The following is a 10,000-nucleotide window of genomic DNA, read 5'->3' on the forward strand; positions in this document are numbered from 1 at the left end:
GGAAGAACAGTATCAATTTACCATAGCTAACAAGCCTGTAAAAGTAATTGAAACCGAAAGTGCAACATCGTACACTATTTTAATTAACAGAGAAATAGATGATGTAAATTCTTTTGAAAACTTAATTGTACAACAGTTAAATAGTGGCGAAACTACAGCTAACATAATAAAATATGTTCCTTTTCAGCCTGCTACAATTGAAAGTTATTTTTTAAACGGCGATTTTAATGGCAATAGAACCATAACACCTATTGTGTACAATGCTAACTTAATTAATACTACCAACAAAATAACAAATATTTGCAGTACTGTTTGTACAACATTGTGTTATGATTGTGATCCAAGATATCCTTCTGAATATCAAACACCACATACACCAGGGGAAAAATGCCCAACTAACACTACATTTACTACATGTAGTGATGTATGTGAAACATATGATGATGGTGGCGGAGGAATAGATTTAACTGGCGGTGGCGGAACAGGTGGTACAACAGGCGAAGTAGAAACACCTCCAAACGATAGCGGCAACAACAACCCTATTGTTACAGCTCCAGTTTTGGAATTGGAGGAGGAGGAAAACATTTTACCAAAAGATCCTTGCAAAGAATTAAAAGAATTATTAAAACCAAACGATAGTATAATCAGACCCATAATAGGTGAACCTGACACTATCAAAAGACCAAAATTAAAACCAAGAATTGAGTTAATTGGAGGAAAAGTTATATTGCCAAATGAATATGGTTGCACATTTTCATATCAAAAATTTGGAGATAAATATATACAAGGACCTATTGAAGGTGGTGAGGCGTTAACTGTAGCTTTAAACGTTAATGGTTTTATTTATGGAGGTATGCATTCACATTCATTTGAAAAAGGCCATTCTATACCAAGTTTTGGCGACATGGACTGGATTGCAGATTGTCATTATCTTGCAAAAGATTACAATAAAGATAAGGTGTTTGAAATTATTGCTGTTAGAAAATCTGGTTCAATAGCGATTCCTCCTGAAGTAACTTATTATGCTTTTAAAGTAGATGATATAAACATATTAAAACAAAAAATTGAGCAAAGAATTAACGATATAAAACCAATAACCTTATCGAGAGATGAAAAAATTAAGGAAATTCACAGAGAAGATGGAAAATTATTTGATAAAAATCCAAATGATTTGGAGAAAAAATTTTTAGAAAAATATGAAAATTATGGCTTAAGCTTATATAAAGCAAATCAAAATTTAACTAATTGGGGAAAACTCACTCTAAATTCAAATGGGACTGTTGAAAATAATCCATGTGGAAATTAATAACCTTTTAAATCTAAAAAAATGACTAACTTTTTTAAATATTTTTTATTACTTATAACTTTAAGTTGTAATGCACAAAGTCCAATTATAAATCTTTCTGAAGATGATGGGACCATAATTCAAAATAGCTACATTAAAGACATTAACAATGATCTTAACTCTTTTGTAGGAACTTATATTTATAATGATGGAAACGTATATTTCAAGGTTATTTTAAAGAAAATAGTTATGTCTTACAATCAAAGATATTATGAAGATATCATCGTTGGTGAAATGCAATACAGAGTAAATGGTGTTGATATGTTTAATTCATTAAACGATATAGATACAAACTTTCCTAACCAAGCTGTACAACATTCAATTGGTGGTAATTCTATATTGCTAAATCATTACAAACCCTTATGTAACGATTGTATGCCAAATGAAAAGCGATTAAGACTAATGTTTGATGATAACAGAGGTTATGGAGATGTAATTATTCAAAGAATAACTGTTGGCGGAAATAATGCTATTAAATTTGAACCTAGAACAAGTTTACCTACAAGAAGTGATAATGACCCAATAATCACAAGAATCATTCCTAACACAACGTTTATAATGATAAAACAATAACCTTTCAACAACGACTTTTAAATTATAAAAGTCGTTTTTACTTTTTTTTGTATATTTATTTATGATGAAAAATTTAAACATACTTGTTGTATTATTGCTTTCAATTAATTGCAAAGCGCAAACTCCCATTGTTGATATTTCTGAATCGGAAATGGGCTTACCCAATGGATATTATATAAAGGATTTACTTAACTTATTAAATCCCTTTGAAGGTACCTATGTTTATACAAATGGAGCTGATACTTTAAAAATTGTATTAGTAAAAAAAGTATTGCAATACAATAGTCAATATTATGAAGATTTAATTATTGGAGAATATCAATACATAGAAAATGGAGTTGAAAAAGCTAATACATTGCCTAATGTAAACATTACCTATTTAAACCAAAGAAGACATAATATTGATGGAAATTTTTTAGTAGATAAAAATTTTAGAGTTTGGCAATGCCCTGATTGTAGTGCGACAGAAAAAAGATTAAATACACTTTTAAAAGATGTTGTTTCTGGCAGATTTGCAGATTTAATAATGAGAAGAACGACAGAAGGAGGTCAAGAAGTTATGAAAATAAATATAACTAATATTTCAAGAGTTATTGAAATAGAAGGTCAGCCCACAGCACCTGATTTTGCTTTACCAATAGGAGAGTTTACTTTAATAAAACAATAACCCTTTCAACAACGACTTTTAAAGTATAAAAGTCGTTGTTTACTTTTTTTGTGTATTTATTTTTACAAACTCATCTTCACCACATAACCTTCATAGGTTCTTACATTAAAAACGGTTCCGTCTTCAAATAGTAAATATTGTCCTTTAATTCCAGTTAAGGTTCCTGAGAAATTGGGAGTTTTATCTAAATTTAAACTCGTTACTTTTTTAGGATATTGCAACACTGGAAAATCGAGTTGAATGATTTTTTCTTCTTTTGGAAAATAATCTTTTACTTCGGTTGGTAACCAATCGAAAACTTTATTGCGTTCTGCAATCAAATCCATTTGTAAATATTCGTTTTTTAGCATTTTTTGCCAATTGGTTTTATCAGCAAAATGGTTTTTCAGCGCCACTTCTGTGATTCCTGCTAAATATCTGTTTGGAACTTCAACAATTGGAATCGCTTGCACGGCGCCTTGGTCAATCCATCTTGTAGGAACTTGGGTTTTTCTGGTTACACCAACTTTTACTTCGCTTGATAACGCTAAATACACTACATGAGGTTGTAATTGTACACGTTTTTCGTATTCTAAATCACGGTCTTCAATATCTAAATGCGCGGTGCTTAATTCGGGTTTCATAATCCAATCGCCAACTGCTGGGCTGCTCATAAAACAATCATAACAAAATCCTTGACGAAAAATCTTTTTGGCTTTTCCGCAATTCAAACATTGGTAGCCTTGAAATTCAATTTCCATTGGCTTTCCTAAAAGTTGGTTCAGGTTTAAAAAACTATTTTCAAAAACCAAATAGTATTGAATTGGGTTTCCAAATTCGGTTTGCATTTTACTTAGCGTGCCTTGATAATTCATTTGTGTTAAGATTTACTTTTTCGTTCAATTATTTAAAAAAAATGCTATTTTTGGTAAAGTTATTATTCCGTTTTAATAATTCAAAATTAGAAATAGGTAAATGCCATTACAAATTATAAATTCTGTTGCCACTTGGATTTTGAAGAAACGAATTCATCAAATGGAATTGTTCTTGAAATATCCGCATGAAGTACAAGAAGAATTACTTTTCAACCTTATAAAATCTGCCGAAAACACGCAAATTGGTAGAAAATACGACTTTTCTTCCATGAAAAATTATACCACTTTTAGTGAGCGAATTCCTGTTTCTACCTATGAAGAGTTAGAACCTTTAATTGAACGAACAAGACAAGGCGAACAAAATGTTTTTTGGAATTCTAACATCAAATGGTTTGCAAAATCAAGCGGAACGACTAATGCTAAGAGCAAATTTATTCCGGTGAGTTCGGAAGCCTTAGAAAATTGTCATTACAAAGCGAGTAAAGATTTATTGTGTTTGTATTTAAACAACAACGAAGACTCGCAAATGTTTACAGGAAAGAGTTTACGTTTAGGCGGAAGCAAGCAATTATACGAAGACAACAACACGTTCTTTGGTGATTTATCTGCCATTTTAATTGACAATATGCCGATTTGGGCCGAATTTAGTTCCACTCCAAGCAGCAAAATTTCCTTAATGGGCGATTGGGAAACAAAACTTCCAGCCATAATTAATGAAACTATTAATGAAAATGTAACGAGTTTAGCTGGCGTTCCTAGCTGGATGATGGTTTTATTGCAAAAAACATTAGAAACTACTGGAAAATCAAACCTATTAGAGCTTTGGCCAAATGCAGAAGTCTATTTCCATGGTGGTGTAAATTTTGATCCGTATAGAGAGCAATACAAAAAATTGTTCCCAAAGGATAATTTCAAATATTATGAAATTTATAATGCTTCGGAAGGTTTTTTTGCGATTCAAGACCAAAATGATTCGAGTGAATTATTGTTGATGCTGGATTATGGCATTTTCTATGAGTTCATTCCAATGGATACGTTTGGAACCTTAAACCAACGCGTAATTCGATTAAATCAAGTAGAATTGAATAAAAATTATGCTTTGGTAATCACTACTAACTCGGGTTTATGGCGTTATTTAATTGGAGATACCATACGATTTACCTCATTAAATCCATACCGAATAAAAGTAACTGGTAGAACAAAACATCACATCAACGTTTTTGGAGAAGAATTGATGGTTGAAAATACCGATACTGCTTTGACTAAAACCTGTACAGAATTCAACTGTGAAATTACAGATTACACTGTGGCTCCCATTTTTATGAGTGATAAACAAAAAGGGGCACATGAATGGATTATTGAATTTAAAACCAAACCAGACAATATAGAGAATTTTAGAAAGGTTTTAGATGAAAATCTTCAAAGTATCAATTCGGATTACGAAGCCAAACGCTATAACAACATGACATTAAACCCGTTAGTATTAAATGTAGCGCGTGAAAATCTATTTTACGACTGGTTAAAACAACAAGATAAACTAGGTGGTCAACACAAAGTACCACGACTTTCTAATGAACGAAATTATCTAGAAAGCCTATTAACACTACAATAAAACAGTATGAAAAAGAAGATAATATATTCTCTTATGACATTAGTCCTAATTACAGTATCTTGCGGACCAAGACGTTATAAATGTGGACCTTACAGAAAGTGCGAAAACACAATAGAAAAAACTAAAAAAAGTCATTTTAATAACGAATTCTACAAAAACCAATATTGTTAATTTGATTTTATTGCGAAATCTTTAAGAAAATCGATTTACTCAAAATGCAGTAAATCGATTTTTTTTGCATTATATCGGATTTTTAAATAATAATTAATAAATAAATACACTATTAATTTTTTTTCCAAAAAATACCTCTAATTTTGCACCCGTTTTAACCCCTATATTAACTAACTATTATTTAAGCATTTAAATTTATGAAACTAAACAAAATCCTTACGTTACTTTTACTTTTAGGAAGCTTTATATCTTTTGGCCAAGAACCAAAACGTTCAGAAGGAGCTGAAGCTATTGTAAATGCTATCAATAAAAACACAAAAGGAATTAGTTTCATTACTAGTGATACAGGAATCAATACAGAATTAAATGAAATTGGTACCACTTTCTTTAAGAACAAATACATCATCTTATCTAATAAAAAAAGAAGACATGCTGATGTAACTGTTAATCCAATTACAAATACTCCAAACAATAACTTATATTGTGTAGATGTAAAAGAAGACGGAAACTTATCTTTTCCACTACTTTTCTCTCAAGCGTTGGATTCTGAAAACGATGAAGGTTCAATCGGATTTTCTTCTGATCAAAGAACTATTTTCTTTACTCAAGAAAACCCTAATAATAAACAATTATTTACCCTACACAAAGCAACTCTTAATGAGAAAGATGCTAAAAAATGGACAAACATCACCAATTTAAATGTGGTTCCTGAGCAATATTCCGCTGAAACTCCAAGTGTTTCTCCTGATGGAAAGAAAATTTATATTGCTTCAAACATTCCTGGTGGATTTGGTGGATTTGATATTTATGAAGCTACCATTGCAGAAGATGGAACTATCGGAAAATTAGTTAACTTAGGTCCAAACGTAAATACAGCAGACGATGAGAAATATCCATACATGTCTTCTGACAGCAAATATTTATATTTTTCTTCTAAAGGACATTTAAATTTAGGTGGTTATGATGTATTTAGATCGGCTTATGTTGACAATTCATTCTTAACGGCTATGAATTTAGGTACTGATTTAAATTCAAGAAGAGACGATGTTGCTTTCGTAATGACTTCTCCATCTAAAGGATATATTTCAACGGATAAAAAACAATCGGGTAATTTTGATATTTTAAAATTCGAAATTAAAAAGCAAGAGAATTTACACTTTAGCTATACTGTAGTTGAAGAAGTTACTAAAACAGCTTTACCAAACGCAACAGTTGTTGTAACTGACGAATTTGGAACTAAATTAGCAGAGACTGTATCTGATAATAATGGCAAAATTAAATTAGCTTTAGAACCATTAACTTTTTATAACGTTGAAGTTATGAAAGATGGTTACGAAACTAAGAAAACAAACATTGCTACTGGTGATACAGATAAAAACATTGCTTTAACTCAAAAGAAAGCAGTTGTTACTGAAGACGCAATTGTAATTGAAAATATTTATTTTGATTTCAATAAATCAACAATTAAAAAAGAATCTGAATTATCGTTGAACAAAATTGTTGAAGTTCTTAAGAACAATACAAACATGAGTATTACAATTAATGCACATACCGATAGCAAAGGTTCTGAAACTTACAACCAAACACTTTCAGAAAGTAGAGCAAAATCTGCATATCAATATTTACTTAAAAAGGGTATTCCAGCAACGCAATTAACTTACAAAGGTTTTGGTGAAAGCGAATTGTTAGAAAAATGCGAGAAATGTTCATCTAAACAAGACCAAACAAACAGAAGGGTTGAATTCAAAATCGTAAAATAAAAAAGTACACTCTCAATTAATCACAACTATAAAAAAATGAAAAAAATCTCTCTAGTATTAGCCTTATCAACAATTGTATTATTAACATCATGCTCTAGCGGCTGGAGTTGTAAATCAAGCTATGTAAATGCTAAACAAACCAAAACAATCGAGCAAAAGAAAAATGCTTAATCATAAAAAAAGGTCGCCAATGGCGACCTTTTTATTTATACTTATTTCCTTAAGAAACTGCTTTCAATCTTTGTAATAAATTTTTACTCAAACTGTTTTCAGCATATTCTTTTGTAACTTGTAAGTGTTTGTCATCAGAACTTGGCAATTCGTACATAGCATCGGTTAAAATTGCTTCACATAACGAACGTAAACCTCTAGCTCCAAGTTTATACTCTAAAGCTTTTGACACAATATAATCCAAAGCTTCTTCTTCAAAATCAACTGTTACCTCATCCATTTCAAACAATTTTTTGTATTGTTTTACTAAAGCATTTTTAGGTTCGGTTAGAATCGCTCTTAATGTTTCTGCATCCAAAGGATCCATGTGAGTTAAAACTGGCAAACGACCGATAATTTCTGGAATTAATCCAAAATCTTTTACGTCTTTTGGAATCAAATATTGCAACAAATTATCTTTATCAATTTGATCTGTTCCAATAGAAGAACTATAACCAACTGCTTGTCTATTCAAACGTTTTGAAATGATTCTTTCAATTCCGTCGAAAGCACCACCAGCGATGAATAAGATATTTTGTGTATTTACCTCAACAAATTTTTGATCGGGATGTTTTCTTCCTCCTTTTGGTGGGACATTTACAACCGTTCCTTCAAGTAATTTCAACAACGCTTGTTGCACACCTTCACCCGAAACATCACGAGTTATCGATGGATTATCACTTTTACGAGCAATTTTATCAATTTCGTCAATAAATACGATTCCTCTTTCAGCTTTAGCTACATCATAATCGGCAGCTTGTAATAAACGAGTTAAGATACTTTCTACATCTTCTCCTACATAACCCGCTTCGGTCAAAACTGTCGCATCAACTATAGCCAAGGGAACATTCAACATTTTTGCAATGGTTTTTGCTACTAATGTTTTCCCTGTTCCGGTTTGTCCAACCATTAAGATGTTACTTTTCTCAATCTCAACTTCGTCTTCTAATTGCACTTGCATCAAACGTTTGTAGTGATTGTAAACTGCTACACTCATTACTTTTTTTGTTTGGTCTTGTCCAATTACATAATCATCTAAAAACGCACGAATTTCTTTTGGTTTTAAAAGAATCAAATCGGCAATCAAATTCGAATTACCTGATTGTTTTAATTCTTCTAATACAATTCCGTGTGCTTGTTCGATACACTTGTCGCAAATATGCGCATTAATCCCTGCAATTAATAAATTGGTTTCAGGCTTTTTCCTTCCGCAGAATGAACACTCTAATACTTCTTTAGCCATTTTTTTCTTGGTTAAAGGTTTTGGGTAATGGGTGATGGGCAAACCTTTTACCTATAACCCATTACCTAACACCTTTTTATTATCTTGTTAAAACCTCATCAATCATTCCGTATTCTTTTGCTTCAGCAGCAATCATCCAGTAATCTCTTTCGCTGTCTTTGTAAACTTTATCGTAAGGTTGTTTTGAATGATGAGAAATGATTTGGTATAATTCTTCTTTTAATTTCAACATTTCTTTCAAGTTGATTTCCATATCGGTTGCAACTCCTTGTGCTCCTCCTGATGGTTGGTGAATCATAACTCGAGAATGTGGTAACGCCGAACGTTTTCCTTCTGCTCCAGCACATAATAAAACTGCTCCCATTGAAGCTGCCATTCCTGTACAGATAGTAGCTACATCAGGTTTTACGAATTGCATGGTATCGTAAATGCCTAATCCAGCATATACACTTCCTCCTGGTGAATTGATATAAATACTGATATCTTTAGAAGCATCAACACTTTCTAAAAACAACAATTGTGCTTGAATAATATTTGCTACATAATCATCAACTCCAGTTCCCATGAAGATAATTCTATCCATCATTAAACGAGAGAACACATCCATTGAAGCTACGTTTAATTGGCGTTCTTCAATGATATAAGGCGTCATACTACTAACAATTTTATCGTAATACAAACTGTTTACTCCGTGATGCTTAGTAGCATATTTTTTAAATTCTTTTCCGTAGTTCATAATTTTTTGTTTAAATGTTTAAGCGTTTAAAAGTTTAAATGGGTTGAACTAAAAAACATTATATTTCAAATAGTTATCTTTTGTTTTTGAAACAAAATGGCTTCAATAAAAAAGCGCCAAAACTAGTCTGACGCTCAAAGATAATTATTTTTTGTGAGATATTATTCTCCGTACATTTCTTTGATGAATTGCTCGTAATTCACTTCTTTCGTTTTAGCTTTTACTTTTTCTTTGTAAAGACCTAACATTTTTTCGCTCATTACTTGCTCTGATAAACGTTTTACCTCATCTTGGTTCGACATTACACGAGCTACAATTCCGTTAATTTCATCTTCTGAAGGATTTAATTGACCAAATTGCGCCATTTGTTTCTTGATTAAATCAGCAGTATGTGCTTTTAAATCTTCGAAAGTGATTTGTAAATTATTATCAGCCATTACTTTTCCTTCGATTAATTGGAAACGTAATCCTTTTTCTGATCTAGCGAACTCTTCTTCTGCTTGTTCAGCAGTTAAAGGAGTTTCACCTACATTTTGAATCCATCTTTTCAAGAATTCAGCTGGTAAATCAAATTTTGTAGTTTCGATTAAGAATTCTGTAACATCGTTTAAGAATTTTTGATCTGCTTGCTGTGCAAATTGCGCTTCAGCATCTTCTTTGATTTTAGCTTTTAAATCTTCAACTGAAGCAATAACTCCAGGTCCGAATAATTTATCGAATAATTCTTGGTTTAATTCTGCTTTTTCAACTGAATTGATTTCCTCAATTGTAAAATCAACATTGATATCTAAACCATGAACATCATCATGACCTACTTTTAAGTAATCCA

Annotated in this window: 8 protein-coding genes and 1 pseudogene; 5 read left to right on the forward strand and 4 right to left on the reverse strand. The window is 31.5% G+C overall.

Annotated elements, in window-relative coordinates:
- From LDL23_RS06365 to LDL23_RS06375, 3 genes are all read left to right on the forward strand, one after another.
- Positions 1 to 1,306: hypothetical protein (locus LDL23_RS06365; RefSeq protein ID WP_291264959.1), on the forward strand; the 1,306-nt coding region annotated here is incomplete at its 5' end.
- 21 nt (positions 1,307 to 1,327) lie between these two features.
- Positions 1,328 to 1,918 carry a DUF6705 family protein gene (locus LDL23_RS06370; RefSeq protein ID WP_291264960.1) on the forward strand — a complete coding sequence of 197 codons (591 nt, stop codon included), beginning with the start codon at positions 1,328 to 1,330 and terminating at the stop codon, positions 1,916 to 1,918.
- A gap of 61 nt (positions 1,919 to 1,979) precedes the next feature.
- Positions 1,980 to 2,585 (forward strand): DUF6705 family protein, encoded by a 606-nt coding sequence (locus LDL23_RS06375; protein WP_291264961.1) that lies wholly within the window; start codon positions 1,980 to 1,982, stop codon positions 2,583 to 2,585.
- A 62-nt stretch (positions 2,586 to 2,647) separates the two neighbouring features.
- On the opposite strand, the gene LDL23_RS06380 is transcribed toward LDL23_RS06375, so the two are convergent.
- The gene (locus tag LDL23_RS06380; protein ID WP_026724311.1) at positions 2,648 to 3,439 is read right to left on the reverse strand and encodes a DUF2797 domain-containing protein; all 792 of its coding nucleotides are present in this window, start codon (positions 3,437 to 3,439) and stop codon (positions 2,648 to 2,650) included.
- Positions 3,440 to 3,539: 100 nt separating this feature from the next.
- On the opposite strand from LDL23_RS06380, the gene LDL23_RS06385 reads away from it, so the two are divergent.
- Both LDL23_RS06385 and LDL23_RS06390 read left to right on the forward strand, forming a co-directional pair.
- Positions 3,540 to 5,051 carry a GH3 auxin-responsive promoter family protein gene (locus LDL23_RS06385; protein WP_291264962.1) on the forward strand — a complete coding sequence of 504 codons (1,512 nt, stop codon included), beginning with the start codon at positions 3,540 to 3,542 and terminating at the stop codon, positions 5,049 to 5,051.
- A gap of 368 nt (positions 5,052 to 5,419) precedes the next feature.
- On the forward strand, positions 5,420 to 6,982 hold the full coding sequence (locus LDL23_RS06390) for an OmpA family protein (RefSeq protein WP_291264963.1): 1,563 nt from the start codon (positions 5,420 to 5,422) through the stop codon (positions 6,980 to 6,982).
- A gap of 220 nt (positions 6,983 to 7,202) precedes the next feature.
- On the opposite strand, the gene clpX is transcribed toward LDL23_RS06390, so the two are convergent.
- The 3 genes and pseudogenes from clpX to LDL23_RS06405 all read right to left on the reverse strand — a co-directional run.
- The gene (gene clpX, locus LDL23_RS06395) at positions 7,203 to 8,435 is read right to left on the reverse strand and encodes an ATP-dependent Clp protease ATP-binding subunit ClpX (protein ID WP_291264964.1); all 1,233 of its coding nucleotides are present in this window, start codon (positions 8,433 to 8,435) and stop codon (positions 7,203 to 7,205) included.
- 79 nt (positions 8,436 to 8,514) lie between these two features.
- Positions 8,515 to 9,171: an ATP-dependent Clp endopeptidase proteolytic subunit ClpP gene (gene clpP, locus LDL23_RS06400; protein ID WP_291264965.1), complete on the reverse strand. Its 657-nt coding sequence runs from the start codon at positions 9,169 to 9,171 to the stop codon at positions 8,515 to 8,517.
- A gap of 161 nt (positions 9,172 to 9,332) precedes the next feature.
- Positions 9,333 to 10,000, reverse strand: a pseudogene (locus tag LDL23_RS06405) (trigger factor); the annotation flags it as partial.

It is taken from the genome of Flavobacterium sp. (genome assembly GCF_020217025.1).
Taxonomy (GTDB): Bacteria; Bacteroidota; Bacteroidia; order Flavobacteriales; family Flavobacteriaceae; genus Flavobacterium.